This is a genomic window from Pseudomonas sp. DL, assembly GCF_047199225.1.
GTDB lineage: Bacteria > Pseudomonadota > Gammaproteobacteria > Pseudomonadales > Pseudomonadaceae > Pseudomonas > Pseudomonas aeruginosa.
Genome location: NZ_CP178323.1, coordinates 918,605 through 936,399, shown reverse-complemented (window position 1 = coordinate 936,399; position 17,795 = coordinate 918,605). Strand labels below are relative to the sequence as shown.

At 65.7% G+C, this 17,795-nt stretch carries 13 protein-coding genes and 1 pseudogene; 6 read left to right on the top strand and 8 right to left on the bottom strand.

Annotation, left to right across the window (positions count from 1 at the left end):
- Positions 1-6: 6 nt before the first annotated feature.
- From ACI766_RS04350 to ACI766_RS04320, 7 genes and pseudogenes are all read right to left on the bottom strand, one after another.
- Positions 7-651 carry a response regulator transcription factor gene (locus ACI766_RS04350; RefSeq protein WP_003118222.1) on the bottom strand — a complete coding sequence of 215 codons (645 nt, stop codon included), beginning with the start codon at positions 649-651 and terminating at the stop codon, positions 7-9.
- 644 nt (positions 652-1,295) lie between these two features.
- Positions 1,296-2,441 carry a fimbrial protein gene (locus tag ACI766_RS04345; protein ID WP_003118221.1) on the bottom strand — a complete coding sequence of 382 codons (1,146 nt, stop codon included), beginning with the start codon at positions 2,439-2,441 and terminating at the stop codon, positions 1,296-1,298.
- Between the two features lie 99 nt (positions 2,442-2,540).
- Positions 2,541-5,597 carry a GLUG motif-containing protein gene (locus ACI766_RS04340; protein ID WP_087823765.1) on the bottom strand — a complete coding sequence of 1,019 codons (3,057 nt, stop codon included), beginning with the start codon at positions 5,595-5,597 and terminating at the stop codon, positions 2,541-2,543.
- An 87-nt stretch (positions 5,598-5,684) separates the two neighbouring features.
- Complete coding sequence (locus tag ACI766_RS04335; protein ID WP_003118219.1) at positions 5,685-6,425, bottom strand: molecular chaperone; 741 nt, start codon at positions 6,423-6,425, stop codon at positions 5,685-5,687.
- The gene (cupB3, locus tag ACI766_RS04330) at positions 6,422-8,956 is read right to left on the bottom strand and encodes a fimbrial biogenesis outer membrane usher protein CupB3 (RefSeq protein ID WP_003119109.1); all 2,535 of its coding nucleotides are present in this window, start codon (positions 8,954-8,956) and stop codon (positions 6,422-6,424) included. The genes ACI766_RS04335 and cupB3 overlap by 4 nt, the downstream gene beginning before the upstream one ends.
- A gap of 321 nt (positions 8,957-9,277) precedes the next feature.
- Complete coding sequence (gene cupB2, locus ACI766_RS04325) at positions 9,278-10,024, bottom strand: molecular chaperone CupB2 (protein WP_003159311.1); 747 nt, start codon at positions 10,022-10,024, stop codon at positions 9,278-9,280.
- Positions 10,025-10,054: 30 nt separating this feature from the next.
- A pseudogene (locus tag ACI766_RS04320) lies at positions 10,055-10,624 on the bottom strand (fimbrial protein).
- Between the two features lie 470 nt (positions 10,625-11,094).
- Here ACI766_RS04320 and ACI766_RS04315 point away from each other — a divergent pair.
- The 6 genes from ACI766_RS04315 (at position 11,095) to hpaC (ending at position 16,843) form a co-directional block, all read left to right on the top strand.
- Positions 11,095-11,919, top strand: a complete 825-nt coding sequence (locus ACI766_RS04315; protein ID WP_034022841.1) for a molybdenum cofactor biosynthesis F family protein — start codon at positions 11,095-11,097, stop codon at positions 11,917-11,919.
- An 8-nt stretch (positions 11,920-11,927) separates the two neighbouring features.
- Complete coding sequence (locus ACI766_RS04310; protein ID WP_034022840.1) at positions 11,928-13,313, top strand: aspartate aminotransferase family protein; 1,386 nt, start codon at positions 11,928-11,930, stop codon at positions 13,311-13,313.
- Positions 13,310-14,071 (top strand): SDR family oxidoreductase, encoded by a 762-nt coding sequence (locus ACI766_RS04305; RefSeq protein WP_003104535.1) that lies wholly within the window; start codon positions 13,310-13,312, stop codon positions 14,069-14,071. The genes ACI766_RS04310 and ACI766_RS04305 overlap by 4 nt, the downstream gene beginning before the upstream one ends.
- A 212-nt stretch (positions 14,072-14,283) precedes the next feature.
- Complete coding sequence (locus ACI766_RS04300; RefSeq protein WP_003093387.1) at positions 14,284-14,574, top strand: DUF2218 domain-containing protein; 291 nt, start codon at positions 14,284-14,286, stop codon at positions 14,572-14,574.
- 165 nt (positions 14,575-14,739) lie between these two features.
- Entirely contained in the window at positions 14,740-16,302 is a 1,563-nt protein-coding gene (gene hpaB / locus ACI766_RS04295; RefSeq protein WP_003104533.1) for a 4-hydroxyphenylacetate 3-monooxygenase, oxygenase component, read from the top strand.
- Positions 16,303-16,330: 28 nt separating this feature from the next.
- Positions 16,331-16,843: a 4-hydroxyphenylacetate 3-monooxygenase, reductase component gene (hpaC, locus tag ACI766_RS04290; RefSeq protein ID WP_003093392.1), complete on the top strand. Its 513-nt coding sequence runs from the start codon at positions 16,331-16,333 to the stop codon at positions 16,841-16,843.
- A gap of 43 nt (positions 16,844-16,886) precedes the next feature.
- Here hpaC and ACI766_RS04285 read toward each other — a convergent pair whose 3' ends face one another.
- Complete coding sequence (locus ACI766_RS04285; protein WP_225030247.1) at positions 16,887-17,678, bottom strand: helix-turn-helix transcriptional regulator; 792 nt, start codon at positions 17,676-17,678, stop codon at positions 16,887-16,889.
- Between the last annotated feature and the right edge of the window lie 117 nt (positions 17,679-17,795).

Sequence of the window (17,795 nt, the reverse complement as noted above, 5' to 3'; positions counted from 1 at the left end):
GATCCGTCAGGGCATCCGGCAATAGCCCTCGGCCGCATACCTGATGAGGTCGGCATCGCGCTTGATGCCGAGCTTCTTCATGGCACTGACCTTCTGCGTACTGATGGTCTGCACGCTGCGATGCGAGCGCTCGGCGATTTCGGTGATGGTCAGTCCGGAGCCGAACAGACGGACGATTTCCGCCTCCCGGGGCGTCAGCCGTTCGTTGTGCGAGGAAAGCACCTGGTTGACGAAGATGTCCCTGATCGACGGCGAGAAATACTGGTTTCGCGAATAGGCCGCGCTCACCGCCGCCAGCAGGTGACTGGTCGAGTCGGACTTGCTGAGGATGCAATTGATACCCTGCTTGAGAATGGCCCGGATAAGACCCGGATTGTTCAGCATGGTAAAGACAACCAATTGCAGATGCGGATAACGTCGCCGCAGCAATGACAACAATGCCAGTCCATCGCCATATTTCCCGCCCGGCATCGTATAGTCGACGATAACGACATCACAGTCGCCTTCGTTGAGCCGACCGATCAACTCGGTAGAATTGGAAACTTGACCGAGCATCTCCAAAGAACCGCACTGACTCAGTTCGTAGGAAATACCCAGCGAAATGGCGGGATGATCATCCGCAACCATTACGCGAATGCGATGTAGGGACATCCTTGCGTCTCCTTAAGCGGTACACGGCAGGCGAAAGCGTTACCAGGAAACCTGTGGTCTCGGTCATGCCTGCCGCAGGCAGGCGGCCGCCGCTCGGCCGGCAAGGAGGAAAGCGCGGTTCGGAATCCGCCGACGCCACTGCCCCGGTTCAAAGTGAACATGTGTATTTTCTAGTGAAACCGACGATATTTAATATAGTAAAACTACTATTTTTTCGCCTCGTAAACTAACAACAAAGACACTTGAAACAGCCCCCGAAAAACGCCTACGCAGACACTTATGAAAAATTATGAAATACGAAACGGACAAGCCAGAGCAGCAAAAAGTTTGAAAAAAGAGTTCCGCCACAACCTGAAACTATCGCCTGGAAAATAGCGTTCGTTTATTTGCGCGAAATCCTACCGAGGAAACTTGCATATCCCTCAGAAAGCCTCCGCCCATACGCAATATCGGTATTCCGCGTGCGGGAATGGCATGTGCGCACGAGACCCAGGACGAGCAGCGGAGCGATATGCAGAGCGCCTTCGGCGATCTGCAACCACTGGAGGTGAGGGGCCGAGCCTTCGCGAGGGCTGGCGCGAAAGCGGCCGACGGCGCTTCCCGAGGCGGGGCGGGAAACGCCGGGGAAAGAGCGGCGGCGCCGCTCAGGGGAAGGTAAACGTGAACTCGGCGGCGCCGTCGGCGACCCCGGCCTTCAATTCGCCCTCCGCGCCGATACGGATGTAGGCGGCACTCAGCGGGAGGTCGGCGCTGTCGCCGACACGCCGCATCGGGTAGGGCGTGCCGTCGAAACGTATCCGCTGCTGGTCCAGGCCGTTCTTCACGACGATGCCGAACCCCGCCGCGCCGCCGCTCTTCAAGCTGAGGATCGTCGGGTCCGCTTGCTGCGCCGAGACATACTTGTCGCGGAAAGCGATTTCCGGCTTGGCCAGCGCCGCACACTCGCTGAGAGAAATATCGAAGGAACGCTCCGTGGAGGTGTCGTTGACCCGCGGGAAGTTCTTCAACGCGACGCTACCCAGTTTGACGTTGATTTCCCGTCCCACCTCGACCTTGCATTTCTTCGGGATCGGCGGCGGCGGGGGACCGCCGCCGATCCCGATGGAGGCCGGGCCGATCAGCGAATAGGGCTTTCGGCAAACCCCGGTGGGGTAGTTGTCCGCAGGCACCGCCAGGACGCTGCCGAGGGACGCTTCGCCCTTCAGCCTGTCCACCGCCCAGAGATTCAGGGTGGCGCTGCCGGATACGCTGGTTACCTTCAGGTCCCCGGCAGGCAACTCGCCGGGGTCGACCGTCAGGACCAGTTCCTGTAGGTAGTCGCTGGTCGTGCTTCCGGAAAAGCTCGTGACTCGCTTGTCCAGCGCATGGGGCTGGTTGTCGACCGGAATCACCCGCTTGACGCCGTCCTGGGCATCCACCGAGATCCGATAGCCGATGCCTTTGACGTCGGACGCCACCGTGCCGTAGGGCCCCGGATAGCCCACCCCGGACCAGTTCCCCCCGATGACCAGCTCATGCGCCTCCTGGGAAGCCTGGGGCTTGTAGTTCAGGAACAGGCTCACCGGCCTGGCGAACAGCACCGTGCCTTTCGCCGTGCCGCTGGTCAGCTCGTTCACCACACGCCAGGGCAAGCCTTTGCCATTGCCGAACGAGCAGTTCAGGGCGACCTCGTTCAGGGCCCAGGCCTGGCCGCCGGTCAGGCAGCAGAGGCCGAGAACGAGCGCCTGCCGAGCCTGCGCGCCAGGCCGGCGGCGCAGGGAAACGCGGCCGGGAAATAACCTCATGCTCATGGAACTCTCCAAGATTGCGCCTGCGGAAGAGGGCCACACTCCAGGCGAGAGCGGCCCCGGCCGGGAAGGGAGGTCCGCCAGGGACCTCCCCTGCCGGCCTTACCAGATGTTGCCGTAGTCGATACCGGCAGGCGGCAGGAGCGCCGCCTCGCCGATCACGTAGTTGCCGCCCAGGACCCCATGGTTCTCGCCGACCTGCGCACCGTAGATCTGGCCGTAATGGGACTGAGGCTTGAAGTCGATCTTGCCGCTGACGCCGGAGTACTCGATCGATCCCAGGTTGACGCCGGCCAGCCCGCCCATGGAGACGTAGTAGTCGCCACTGACGGTGCCTTCCGACATGGACGAAACGATGCGTCCCTGGATCTGGTTCTCGCCGACCAGGCCGCCGATGCGGCTGCGCCCGCTGCCGTTGACGGTACTGCTGCTGCGCGCCGACAGGATCGAACCGGCGTTGCTGCCGACCAGGCCGCCAACCGACGCACTCGCAGCGGCGCTGACCCTGCCGCTGGCATCCACGTTGACCAGTTCGCCGCCGTTGTGGCCGACGAGCCCGCCCACCAGACTGTTGAACCCGCCGCTCACGTCGCCGCGCGAGATCGCATGGGCGACGGAACCGCCGAGGTTGTGTCCAATCAGCCCGCCGACGCGACTGTTGCTGCCGCCGCTGACCTTGCCCGTCGCCTCGGCGGTCTCGATGGCGCTCTGGCTATTGTTGCCGACCAGCCCGCCCAGATCCGCGCCGCCCTGGTCCGTGACGCTGCCACTGGCTTTCAGGTTTCCGAGCATGCCGTTGCCTTCTGCCTTGCCGATCAACCCTCCGGTCGCCAGGCCGCCCTTGCTGTACACCGACCCGCTCGCCTGCGAGCGGAATATCTCGCCGCCGGAACTCAGGCCGACCAGCCCGCCGGTATACCCCGCGCCGCCGGCCTCCACCTGGCCGCTGGCGCTACTATCGGAGACGTGGCCGAACATGTTGTAGCCGACCAGGCCGCCGACGTTCAGGCCGGCCCGGTAGGTCTCGACCTTCCCCTGGCTGCCGGACGCCCTGATCGTGGCCTTCGCATTCAGTCCGACCAGGCCGCCGACGCCGCCCAGGCTGTTGCGCTCGGTGGACTGTGCAGCCACATGGACGTTGCTGTGGGCGTTCTCGATGACCGCCTCCGGCCCCCAGGCGGTGGTGAAGTTCTCCCCCACCAGACCGCCGACCGCCGTGCTCGCCGCATAACCGGTGACGCCGCCGCTGACGGATGCGTTCGTGATCTGCCCGTTGATATTGCGCCCGACCAGGCCGCCCAGTGCGTTGGAGCGCAGTCGGCTGCCGACGACCGAGACCCCGCTGGCGCTGACGTTGGCGATACGCCCGCTGTTGATCCCGACCAGGGCGCCGAGCGAAGACGGACCGGAGCCGTAGGTGTTATCGGATACCCGCAGGTTGTTCAGTTTCAGGTTGCTCAGGGTGCCCGAGGAGCGGGCGAACAGCCCGACATTCGGCCCGGTGTTGCTGATCGAGAGATTGCCTATGCTGTTGCCGAGACCGTCCAGGGTGCCGCTGAAGACGCCGGCGGGCCCGCCGATGGACTGCAGTGCCGTGCAGTAATAGCTGCCGCCCAGGATATTGCCGCCGAGCACGTACAGGCCGTCCAGGTTCTTGTTGATCGCCTGCAACTGCGCCAGGTTCTGCACCACCGTGTAGTAATAGCCACCGGAGACGTAGGTCGCGTTGGCCCCGGCCAGGGAGACCGACGCCGTGCCGTTCACCCGGTGGCCTTCGCCGGCATCCATGGCCAGCGCGCTGCCAGCCCCGCCGAGAACGATCTTGTCATTGATATCGATAGCGCCTTCGGCCTTCAGCTCCAGCCCAGCCTTGGCGCCACTGGCATTCAGCCTGCCATTCAGCGTCAGGTCGGCCGCGGAGCCCAGCCCCAGCCGGTTGCCCGATGCCCAGCTCACCGAGCCGTCGAGGTCCAGGTCGCCCTTGGTCGAAACCAGTTCGATATTGGTGCTCGCCAGGTTCCGCGACAGGGTGTCGGCATGAACGGTGACGCCATCCGACACCGCCGACGGGCGCACGTCGATCTTGTCGGCAGCAATCTTCCAGGTACCGTTGAGGCCATTGCTGGCGAGCGTGTTCACCTGGGTGCCCAGGGCCACCTCCACCGCCTGCCCCCGGACCTCGACCGTCCCGCCGTGCCCCGGTCCGTTCAGCGCATTGGCGGACAAGGCGCCTCCCACCATGACCTTGCCGTCCGGGCCGCCATCGAGCACGATCCGCCCGTTCTTGCCGCGCAGCGAGCGGGCCTCGATGGCACCCTGGGTGTTCACCACCGTGTAGAGCAGCGCATTGGCGGTCCTGGCCGCCATCAGGACTCGCCCCCCGTCGGCCTTGAGCAGACCGCCGTTGCTTGCCAGCGCATTGGCGACCCCGGCGTCGACGCGGATGTCGAGCAGCTTGTTGCCGTCGAAATTCAGCGTCAGGTCGCTGCCCGCACCGAGCCCGACACCGCCCATCTGCGCCAGGACCGTCCCGCGGTTGTCGACCTGCGCGCCGAGCAGGGCGATGCTGCCGCCTTCCGCCGCGGTGATGGCGCCTCCCTGGTTGAGGACACCGTTGGTAGAGGGACCCGTGAAACGGTATCTGGAGGAGTTGCCGTTGAACTCGGCATCCGTGATGTCCAGCGTGGAAGCCACCAGGCCGCCGACATTGACCTGGGCGCCGCGACCGAAGAGCACGCCGTTGGGGTTGACCAGGAAGACCTGGCCGTTGGCATCGATCCGGCCCTGGACATCGCTGGCCTTGGTGCCGATCACCCGATTCAGGGCAATCGAGCTACTGCTCGGCTGGTTGAAGATCACCCGCTCGCCGGCGGCAACGCTGAAGGAGTCCCAGTTGGCGATGAGCTTGTCGACCTTCTGGTTGACCGACAGGCTGTTGCCGCCCGACAGGTGTATCTCCCCGTTCGCGCTCCCGCCGACCACCGTTCCCCCGCTTGGCAGCGCATAGGCCGGAGCCAGGGCCGTGGCGCCCAGCAGGGCCAGGACGGAGGCGATCGCCGCCTTGGCGCCGGCGGGCTTGCCGCGCCTGCGACTGCCTTCGCTGACGACGTTCCAGCAGCCCTGGGATACGTTCCAGACCAGTGCATAGCATTTGTTCATGTGCTTCCTTCCTCCAGTGAAACCCCGCGACCTATTCGCAGGGCCGTGCTACGGCAGGAGCCCAACTCCCCGGGCCCTGCCGAACTCCTACGGGTATCTCTCTGCCGGCGCGTCGCCGCGCTCGATCTGGCCGTCATCCCCCACCGCATCGAAATGGACCCGCGCCGCCTCGCCGGGCACGGCCGGCAGACTCAACGGGGTAACGGCGAAAGGCGGCAAGGTGACGCTGCCGAGGGACATGGCGAGGTCGCCCTCGCCCAGCTCCAGGCGCACCAGGGAAACGTGATAGGGACTGCGGTTGTCCGCCTCCAGCAGCACCCGCTGCCCCGGCCGTACCGCCGGACGCAGGCGCCAGACGACCTGGCGCGCGGCGGCTCGCGGATCGCCGGCCAGACCCTGCGGACGGAACAGGAGCTTCATCCGCAGGCGGTAGCTCACCAGCAGCAGGTTGCCGCTGCCGTCCTCCCGCCCCGGCACCTCCAGCAGGTTGACCCAGAACAGCGATTCCCGGTCGTCCGGCAGCGGCTCGCCGGTATGGCGAAGCTGGAGCGCCTGGGTCTCCTGCGGGTCCATGCGCAACAGCGGCGGCGACAGGATGAACGGCACCGTGACAGCGCTCGGGTCCGCCGTCTCGTCGCCGCGATCGAGCCAGGCCTGGACCAGGGCCGGGCGCGTCCCGACGTTACCGACGCGGATCGTCAGCGCGGAAACGCCCGCCGGATAGATGAAACGGGTCCCGATCACGGACAGCGAGGCGGAGGCATCGGCCACCAGCGCCACCAGCAGGACCCAGGCCGTGCCGCATCGTCCCAGGCCGACGCCGGTCACAGCGTGCGCTCCCGGTCGGCGGCCGACGCCGGGCGACATGCCAGTTGCAGGACGGGAGGCGTCGTCTCGCGCGGGCCCAGCGCATAGTCGACCAGGCACTGCTGCTGCGGCTCGTTGCCCCAGCGCACCCGAACCGAGCCGCGATCCTGCTCGACCCGCAGCACCAGGCGGCTGCCCTGGCCGACGGCGCCCACCGACTGCCCGCTGTGGGCATCAAGCACTTCCGCGGCGAACGGCAGGGGCTCGCCGCTGGGCATCCGGCTATCCACCAGCAAGGGCCTTGCCACCCGCGTCGGATAGTCGAGGCGCACCACCGCTCCGGCGGTGGGCGCCACGTTGCGCGAACTGGACCTCAGTTCGATCTCGTCGGCCATGCCGTTGGGGTCGAGGTCGACGCTGTTCAACTGGTAGGGCAGCAGGTTGGGAATCACCGCATAGCCGTGGCGGTCGATCCGGCTTCCCGAGTAGCCGGCAGCCGCGCCCCTGGCGTTTGGCGCGTGGACCAGGCCGATCGTCTCGCCCAGGGTTTGTGCCGCGGTGATCCCGCCGCTGTGCGCGACCAGGCCCCCCGCGGCCTTGACCGACAACTGCCGATAGCCCGGTCCCTGCGAGAGGCTGGAGCCGAGTTCGACCTGCGGCAGTCGATAGTCGAGGCTGGCGCTCTTCGAGGTCTGCCGGCTGTCGCGGTCATGGGAGGCCGACAGCGAGTAGGAGGCCTCGCCACGCTTGCCCAGCATGCCGGAAACCCCGCTGGTGAGCTGGGTTCCGCTGTTGCTGTCGCGGGTCAGGTAGCTGCTCAGGGTCGGCGACCCGCGTCCCGCGCCGCCCAGCGGAATGGACAGGTTCAGGCTGAACAGCGTGCTGGTCTCGCCGCGCTTGTCACCGCTGGAAAAGCCTTCGTAGTGGCTGCGCAGGCGTTGCGCGGAAATGGAGTAACTGACGTCGCGCCACTGGTTGCTGTAGCCGACGGAGAAGTTGACCGCCCGCCCGCCGCCGCTCCAGTAGCGCTGCGAGGAGCCGTTCAGGTACAGGTTGCCGCCGTTGCCCAGTTGCTGGCTGATGTTGGCGTCGAGACGGTTGCGCAAGCGCGAGAACGACTCCAGCGGCTCGCCTCGCTCTACCCGGTCCTGCATGAAGGCCGCGTCGCGCAGGCCGAGATAGCCACCGGTGGAGTAACGATAGGCGAGCAGCGAAAAGTTGGTGCCGGTGTTCGGCAGGTTCTTGCTGTAGGCGAGACGGTAGCTGGAGCCGCTAAGGCGGTCGTCGCCGGGAACCTCGGTACGCGCCAGCGTCACGTCACCGGAGAATCCGCCCACCGGCGTGTTCAGCGCCGCGCCCATCAACCCGGACATGTAGCTGCCGGTGAAGGCCCCGCCCGCGTATGCGGTGACGTCGTTGCCCAGGCCGCGCTGGTAGACGCCCTGCAGCATGTTCGGCCGACGCTCCAGGCTGGGATCGTTGAGCCGCCCGGCCGTCAGGCTGTAGCGCGTGGTTCCGGGGCGCAGCAGTTGCACGGTGGTGGCGAACGGCACGATGAAACTGCGGACTTCCCCGCTGGCTTCGGTCACCCGCACTTCCAGGTCCCCGCCATAGCTGGCGGTCTGCAGTTCGTCGAGAGCGAACGCCCCGGGTGCCACCGTGGTTTCGTAGATGAGGTAGCCGCGCTGGTAGACCGATACCCGCGCATTGGTACTGGCGGTCCCACGGACCACCGGAGCGTAGTAGCGCAGCGAATCCGGCAGCATCCGGTCATCGCTGGAAAGCTGCACTCCACGGAAGGACACCGCATCGAAGAACTCGCTGCTGGTGGAGTTTTCTCCCAGCAATAACTGCGCACGCCAGGCCGGCAGGTCGGTCTGCACATAGGTTGCGCTACGCTGGTAATGGCTGCCCATGCGGCGCGACCAGGTGGCCGTGCCGTTGTGGCGCAGGCGCGCCCGCCCGAAATTGAAGCCGGCGTTCATCCCGGCATAGCCGCTGGTGGCGCTCCTGCCGTGGTTTTCCCTGACGTGGAGATTGCTGTTGTAGTTGAGCAAGGCGGCGGAAATGCCGCTGTCCCAGCTCGCCGGATCGACATAGGTCTTCGAAGAATCCAGGCTCAGGTAATAGCTGGGCACCGAGACATAGACCGACTGCTCGGCGATATCGAGCTTGACCCGGGCCCCCGGCACATAGCGCTCGAGAGGGTCGCAGTGCAAACCTTCGGGCAGAGGATCGCGAGCCGAGGAACGGTCCTGGCCACGCGCGCTCTTCTCCAGGTCGATGCCCGCCCGCTCCAGCAGGCCCCGGTCGTAGCAGAAGACCGCGCTTTCCCGCCCCGGCTGGCGGCGCAGCTCGACTTCCTCGACGCCACGCCATCGGCTGTTGAGCAGCAGGTCGAGGCGATAGCGGCCTGGCTCGATGACGTCGCCGCGCTCGAAACGCGACGTATCGATCGAGCGTCCGCCCGGCCCCAGGGCCAGCATCTGCGCGTCGAAGACGATCCGCCGCGACGGTGCGTCCAACCCGCCGGCCGGTGACGCAACGGCCACCGCGGGCGCCTGCGGCTGTTTCGCCGGTGCTCCCGCCCTGGCCTCCTTCGCTTTCGCCCCGGCTACGCCGGCGGCGCCGACGGAGGACCAGGACTGGCAGGAGGACAGGGAAGGAAACAGTGCCAGCAGACAGGCGAATCGCAGGGAACGAACGGCGATCCCTCCCTGTATCGCCATTCGCAACAGGGCGACCTGCCCACCGTAAGCGGGAGCGGACAGGCACCTATGAAGAGAAACTTTGGGCATATGTAATCCCTGCAGCGATTTTAAAATCGCCACTCATATGTCGGGCCGTAAGTAAAAAGCGGGGAAACGGAGGGGTTATTTGCCGAGTGCCCTATCGAGGGTATTGCGGCCACCGTAATCGTTGATGACTTCGTATCTGACGGAAGCGGCTTCCATGTTCTTCGGATTTCCCTGCCAGTCGAACTCCTTCGTCGAGAATGGCGCGACCATTCCCTTTCCCACGGACATGACACGGCCATCGACAATCAATTCGACGCTGGCGAACGAAACGTAGTAAGGCGTCGGATTATTTACCTGTACTACGGTCTTTTTTCCTGCTCCCCCTGACTCCAGAAACTTCCATTGAAGTTTCCCGGCAGCCGAATCGACACTCTTCAACTGGCTGGGTCGAAAGAAGAGTTTGAAGCGCGAACGAAAGGAAAACTGCAATGCATTGTTTTCGTCTTCGTCCCTGGGCGGAACTTCCAGGATATTCAGCCAGAACAGCGATTCGCGATCCGTCGGCAACGGGGCCTTCAGGTAGGCGATGCGCAATACGGCGCCGCCATTGGGGTCCACTCGCGTCACGGCCGGCGTGACACTGAAGGGAACCTGCAGTTCCTCGGGGGGAACGTCCTGCCGGCCATCGTCGATCCAGGCTTGCGCCAGCACGGGAGTGCCGGAGGTATTGCTGATCCGCAAGGTGACCTCGCGCTCGCTGGCCGGAAAGACGACGCGAGTGCCCTGTGCGATCAGCCCGGCGTGAGCCGTTCCGACGCACAGGGCGATGGCCACGGCGCTTGCCGCCACGAAAGAATGAAAACGATGCATTAGCGGCGCCATGGCCTCACCTCTTCGTCCGTCGACCGCCGCTTACTCGTACGCCAGGAGGTAGCGGATATGGGACAGGCCGGTACCCGCGATCACGGTCTTCTCGGTGGACACATAGGAGGCCTTGTACTTCAGGGTCGCCGTGTTCTTGTCGATGGTTGCCTTCTGCGGGGCGGCCTCGACCAAGCCCAGCGGGATCTTCGTGGTGTTGGCCGCCGAATTGTTGAAGATCTGGATCTGCACGCCCTTGGCTTTCGACGGCCCCATCAGCATCAGGTTGCCGCTGATACGGTCGACGTTGGTGACCGTATCGAAGGCGATGGAAACCTTCTTGTCATTGGTGCAGCCGGCACCGGAGAGGACCAGATCGAACTCCTAGAAAGTGGAGTTGGTTCCGACGGCGGTGAAATGGGTCGGCGCCACGATACCCAGGTCGACGTTGGTGACGTTGCCCGCACCCGGCGCCTGGCCGTTGATATCGCACGCGACGTCGGTGATGTTGCCCGAGAAGTTGACGATCCCATCGACCGCATGGGCCACGGGGGACATCAGCGCGAGAAGGGTGCCCGACGCAACGAGGGGCGCAAGAATTGCACGTTTGAACTTGTTCATCTGATTTCCTTTGGAGTTGTGGAACATCCTGGCTGCTCCCTGGAGAGCCGATGCAGTACGAACCGGCCAAGGTAGCCAAGCCTTTGCGCGCAACCGGGACGGCCGCCTAGAGCGCCTCCGACCATTACGCGACAGCCGAAGATTGCGCCCTGATAAACGCAGACCCAAATACTAGAAAGAAAGACAGGATTTAAAAATAATAATCATACGAAAACATATGTAGTCCATTTCCGATAACAGCCAATAGGTACATAAGAATACATTCAGAAAATACTTATAGAAGAACAGGAACCCATTAACTAAAAAACCAAAAAAGAAGAAACGAAAACCCATCTAAGACTTCATCTTCGATAACTTTCCCTTCGCCGCTCCGTGCTATTTCCGTGGCATATCGACCTATCAACCATCCGGTCGATATCGGGATACTCGAAGACAGGCCAGCATGGGTTTCCCACGACGAGGAGAACCCTATGTCCGCCCACTCGCATTCCGGATGGATCACCGTCGGCGCCCTGGCCGACGGCTTCGCCCCGGACAACCACGTCCTTCCCGCCTGCGGCGATCTCGCCGGGCTCGAACGGGTCCTGCACTTCGCCAACGGCTGGGTCATCGAACATGCCTTCGACTCGCAGCGCCTGCGCTGGCGCCTGGCCGACGGCAGTGCCAGCGGCGAGTCGGACTACCGCGCCAGTTCACTGCGGGAAAACCTTTACCTGGTGGATTTCCTCAAGCAGGAAAACGGCCGGCCGGTCTCGGTCAGCCTGGTGCTGGACTTCGACAACCAGGCGTTCACCGCGGTGCTCGGCCATCTGCCCGACCGCACGGCCTGCGAACAGGGCCTGTTCGCCCGGGCCCTGGCCGGCCGGGAACTGACCGGCGTGAAGGCCGAGTTCCTGCATGGCAGCCTCGACCGCCCGTGGCAGCCCGACGCCTGCCCGCACGTCCCCAGCGACGAGTTGGTCGGCTTGCGCAACCGCTACGTCTACAGCGCCAGCGAGGCCTACGAACACGTCTACCTCAATCCCGACTTCTACACCTGGCAATGCCTGCGCGGCGCCGAGCGAGGGCTGGCCGATACCGACCGCTGCCACTGCTACCGACTGGCCGAACGCCTGTACCTGTTCGTCTGGCGCGAGAAGATCGTGCCGACCCTCGGCGTGCTGCTGATCGACCTGGAAGCCGGGCGCACCGACGGCAAGATCTTCGGCTACCAGGACGACGACTTCGCCACCCCGGTTAACTTCCCGGTCGGCGCCCTGGCCCAGGTGCTCAACCAGACCCGCCACGACCTGTGAGGACGCCCATGGACACCACCTTCGGCCTCGACCTGGCCCGCGTCGAAGCGCTGTTCAAGCGCGAGCTGCGACGCTTCGACGAACTGCATCCGCGCTCCGCCCAGGCCTACCGGGAAAACCGCCGCCACTGGCTGTACGGCGCACCGTTGCACTGGATGCAACAGTGGCCGGGCAACTGCCCGCTGCTGGTGAAGGAGGCCCAGGGCGCGCGCGTCACCGACATCGACGGCCAGCAGTACGTCGACTTCGCCCTCGGCGATAGCGGCGCCATGTTCGGCCACGCCCAACCGGCGGTGGCCGACGCCATCGCCCGCCAGGCGCGGCGCGGCTCGACCCTGATGCTGCCGACCGAGGACAGCCTGTGGGTCGGCGCCGAACTGGCGCGGCGCTTCGGCCTGCCCTATTGGCAGGTGACCACCTCGGCCACCGACGCCAACCGTTTCGTCCTGCGCCTGTGCCGGATGCTCAGCGGACGCGACAAGGTGGTGGTGTTCAACTGCAACTACCACGGCAGCGTCGACGAATCGCAGGTGGAATTCGACGCCGCCGGGCGCATGGTTCCGCGCGCGGGCGTTCACCCCAATGGCGTACGCCACGCCACCACCACCCGCCTGGTGGAGTTCAACGACCTCGACGCGCTGGAGGCCGCCCTCGCCCATGGCGACGTCGCCGCGGTGCTCACCGAACCCTTCATGACCAACGTCGGCATGGTCCCGCCGGCCGAAGGCTTCCACGCCGGCCTGCGCGAACTGACCCGCCGCCACGACGTGGCGCTGATCATCGACGAGACCCACACGATCTCCTGCGGTCCCGCCGGCTATAGCGGCGCGCATGGCCTCGAGCCGGACTTCTTCGTCCTCGGCAAATGCATCGCCGGCGGCATTCCCAGCGCCGTCTGGGGATGCAGCCAGGCGCAGGCGGAGCGGATCTGGGCGGTACTGCCGCACTTCCGACCGGGGCAGGCGATCAACCATTTCGGCTTTGGCGGCACCCTGGCCGGCAACGCGCTGCAACTGGCGGCGATGCGCGCGACCTTCGCCGAAGTGATGACGGAGGACGCCTATCGGCACATGTTCCAGCTCTCCGCGCAGCTCGAGGCGGGCGTCCGCGCGACGCTCGAGGAACTGCGCCTGCCCTGGCACGTGACGCGCATCGGCGCGCGCGTCGAGTACCTGTTCATGACCCGCGCCCCACGCAACGGCGGCGAGGCCCACCACGCACGCAACGGCCTGGTCGAGGCCTGCCTGCACCTCTACCTGCTCAACCGCGGCGTGCTCTTGACGCCATTCCACAACATGGCGCTGACCTGCCCGGCGACCCGCGCAGAGGACGTCGAACTGCACGACCGCCTGCTCCGCGATTGCCTGGGCGAACTGCTGGAGCGCCCATCGTGAGGCGCTTGGAGAACCGCGTCGCACTGGTCACCGGCGCCGGCCAGGGCATCGGCCGGGCCATCGCCGAATGCTTCGCCGCCGAAGGCGCCAGGGTTCTGCTGGCGACGCGTACCGCCAGCCGCGGCCAGGCCGTCCTGGAGGCGATCCGCCTGGGCGGAGGCACGGCCGAACTGCTGGCCGTCGACCTGAGCGAGCACGACGCCGCGAGACGAGCGGTGAGCGCGACCCTGGAGCGCTTCGGCCAGTTGGACATCCTCCTGCACAACGCCGCTGCCTTTCCCCAGTGCGCCCTCGCGGAACTGGACGAAGGCACCCTGGAACGGACCCTGGCGGTGAACCTGAAAAGCTGCTTCCGGCTGACCCAGGCCGCCCTTCCCGCCCTGCGCCGCAGCGTGGCCGGGCGCGTCCTGGTGACCTCCTCGGTGACCGGCCCGCGCACGGCGATCCCTGGGCTCTCGCACTATGCGGCGAGCAAGGCCGGGGTCAACGGTTTCATCCGCGCCGCCGCGCTGGAGCTGGCCGGCGACGGCATCACCGTCAACGGCGTCGAGCCCGGCCTGGTCGCGACTCCGGCGCTGGGCAGCCTCGGCGACGCCGCCGCGCTGGCCGCGCACATCCCCCTCGGGCGTGTCGGCCAGCCGCTGGACATCGCCCACGCCATGCTCTTCCTCGCCTCCGACGAGGCGAGCTACATCACCGGGCAGACCCTGGTTGTGGATGGCGGCGCGTTGCTGCCGGAAAACGGCGGGCTGGCCTGAAGCCGCTGGCGTTCGCCCTCTCCCTCCAGAGAGAGCGCCTTCCGACGTATCCGGCAAACACTTCCGCCGGCTCCGGTAGGGCGCTCGCCCTGTCCCACGGACAAGGGCCGACCATTTGCCGGGCGATTATCGAAAGCCGCTGCAAAATGGATGAATAAGAATGACTCTCAGCAGGTTAGTATCGGAAATCCCCAACCGAGAGGATTCGCTTCATGTTCCGCTCCACCTCCCATGTCCGTACCGAATCGGCGGCACGCTACGTCAATCGCCTGTGCAAGCACTGGGGCCACAAGTTCGAAGTCGAACTCACACCCGAGCGCGGCTTCATCGACTTCGGCGACTCCAACTGCGAGCTGCTCGCCCACCCCGACCATGTCCTGATGATTCTCAACAGCCCCGACGAGGACAGCCTCGCCCACATGCAGAACGTGGTCGCCGATCACCTGCAACGCATGGCCAACAGCGAAAGCCTGGAGATTGCCTGGCAGCCCGCCGAAAGCTGAACGCGCCGCCACCCGGCCGCCCTTCGCGGCCGGGCGCCGGGCGTCACGCGGGGCCATGGAAAGTGCAATTCATTCCCCGGAAAAGCCATTCAGCTCGCTCCGCCCCCGTCCCATCATCCCCTCCAGGCGCTCTCGCGCAGATAACAACAATGACTGGAGACGATGATGAAACCCGAAGATTTCCGTGCCTCTGCCACCCGTCCGTTCACCGGCGAGGAGTACCTCGCCAGCCTGCGCGACGACCGTGAGATCTACATCTACGGCGACCGCGTCAAGGACGTCACCAGCCACCCCGCCTTCCGCAACGCGGCCGCCTCCATGGCCCGGCTCTACGACGCCCTGCACGATCCGCAGAGCAAGGAAAAGCTCTGCTGGGAGACCGATACCGGCAACGGCGGCTATACCCACAAGTTCTTCCGCTACGCGCGCAGCGCCGACGAACTGCGCCAGCAGCGCGACGCCATCGCCGAGTGGTCGCGGCTGACCTACGGCTGGATGGGCCGCACCCCGGACTACAAGGCCGCCTTCGGCAGCGCCCTCGGCGCCAACCCGGGCTTCTACGGGCGTTTCGAGGACAACGCGAAAACCTGGTACAAGCGCATCCAGGAAGCCTGCCTGTACCTCAACCATGCCATCGTCAACCCGCCGATCGACCGCGACAAGCCGGTGGACCAGGTCAAGGACGTGTTCATCTCGGTGGACGAGGAAGTCGACGGCGGCATCGTCGTCAGCGGCGCCAAGGTGGTCGCCACGAATTCCGCGCTGACCCACTACAACTTCGTCGGCCAGGGTTCGGCGCAACTGCTCGGCGACAACACCGACTTCGCCCTGATGTTCATCGCGCCGATGAACACCCCCGGCATGAAGCTGATCTGCCGCCCCTCCTACGAACTGGTGGCGGGTATCGCCGGATCGCCGTTCGACTACCCGCTGTCCAGCCGTTTCGACGAGAACGACGCGATCCTGGTGATGGACAAGGTGTTCATCCCCTGGGAGAACGTACTGATCTACCGCGACTTCGAGCGCTGCAAGCAGTGGTTCCCCCAGGGTGGCTTCGGCCGGCTGTTCCCGATGCAGGGCTGCACCCGCCTGGCGGTCAAGCTCGACTTCATCACCGGCGCCCTCTACAAGGCCCTGCAATGCACCGGCTCCCTGGAGTTCCGCGGCGTGCAGGCGCAGGTCGGCGAAGTGGTGGCCTGGCGCAACCTGTTCTGGTCGCTGACCGACGCCATGTACGGCAACGCCAGCGAATGGCACGGCGGCGCCTTCCTGCCCAGCGCCGAGGCCCTGCAGGCCTACCGCGTGCTGGCGCCGCAGGCCTACCCGGAGATCAAGAAGACCATCGAGCAGGTGGTCGCCAGCGGCCTGATCTACCTGCCCTCCGGCGTTCGCGACCTGCACAATCCGCAACTCGACAAGTACCTCTCCACCTATTGCCGCGGCTCCGGCGGCATGGGCCACCGGGAGCGGATCAAGATCCTCAAGCTGCTCTGGGACGCCATCGGCAGCGAGTTCGGCGGCCGCCACGAGCTGTACGAGATCAACTACGCCGGCAGCCAGGACGAGATCCGCATGCAGGCCCTGCGCCAGGCGATCGGCAGCGGGGCGATGAAGGGCATGCTCGGCATGGTCGAGCAGTGCATGGGCGACTACGACGAGAACGGCTGGACCGTGCCGCACCTGCACAACCCGGACGACATCAACGTGCTCGATCGCATCCGCCAATGACGCCCGCGTCGCCTCGGAGGTTATCCCCATGTCCCAGCTCGAACCCAGGCAGCAAGCCTTCCGCAACGCCATGGCGCATCTTTCGGCGGCGGTCAACGTGATCACCAGCAACGGCCCGGCCGGACGCTGCGGGATCACCGCCACCGCGGTCTGCTCGGTCACCGACAGCCCGCCGACGCTGATGCTCTGCATCAACCGCAACAGCGAGATGAACACGGTGTTCAAGGCCAACGGTCGACTCTGCGTGAACGTCCTCAGCGGCGAACACGAAGAGGTGGCCCGCCACTTCGCCGGCATGACCGAGGTCCCGATGGAACGCCGCTTCGCCCTCCACGACTGGCGCGAGGGCCTCGCCGGGTTGCCGGTGCTGCACGGCGCCCTGGCCAACCTGCAGGGACGCATCGCCGAGGTCCAGGAGATCGGCACCCACTCGGTGCTGTTGCTGGAACTGGAGGACATCCAGGTCCTCGAACAGGGCGACGGCCTGGTCTACTTCAGCCGCAGCTTCCATCGCCTGCAGCGAGCCTGCCGAGCCGCCTGACCCCTCTCTCCGGAGCCGCCCCACAGGCGGCGTCCGGCCCTCCTCAGCCCTGCACCAGGGCGAAAAGCTGGCTGCGAAAATGGATGTCCAGGCGGGCAAAGGCGCGGTTGCGGTAGGTTTTCACCGTGCTTTCCTTGAGCCCCAGCTCGGCGGCGATACCGGCATGGCTCAACCCGCGCAGCAGGTACAGGCAGACCGCCAGCTCCTGGGGTGTCAGGTCCGTCGCCCGGTGCAACAGCGCCAGCCGCCACTCGTCGGTCGCGCTGCGTCCCCGGCGCAAGGCCAGGTGCCCCCTCAGCAGTTGCAGCAGGGCCGGCACCCACTGCTCGAAGGCGGCGATCTCGCGCTCGCTGAAATAGCCGTCCTCGCGGTGCCGGTAGAGATTGAACAGCAGCGGCCGGCCTTCCTCGTCCCAATGCAGGCTCGACAGCCGCTCGCTCAGGCCATTGTCCCGATAGATCGCCTCGCGGTAAGCATCGAACTCGATGTCCTCGGCCAGCAGGTGGCCCAGCAGCGGCACCGGGCCGCGGCGCTGGCGCTGCATGCGCAGGAACAGCGGGTCATGGCTGTGGTAGTACCGCGAATAGGCCTGCCAGCAGCGCCACACTAGTTGCGCGTCGCGATGGCGAGTGCCGGCCAGGAGCAGTTCGGGGCGCGGTGCACCGATGCGCAGCACGTTGAAATGACGGGCGGCAACCCAATGGCCAAGGGTTTCCAGCAGAGCGGCGGGGAAGCCTTCGCCACCCAAGGCGCAGGCCAGCTCGACGAAGGGGCGCAGGTCCGCCGACGGCGACCCCGGCGGGGCATTCCAGAAGCTGATCATGGTGGCGGGCACGCATCGTTGTTCTTGTTGTAATGGGTGAGGAAGGGCAGGTCCTGTCCAGGCCTCGACCGACACGTTAGCAACCGCGACGGACGCCGGTAAACCCGCTGTCCACCTCTGGGGGGACAG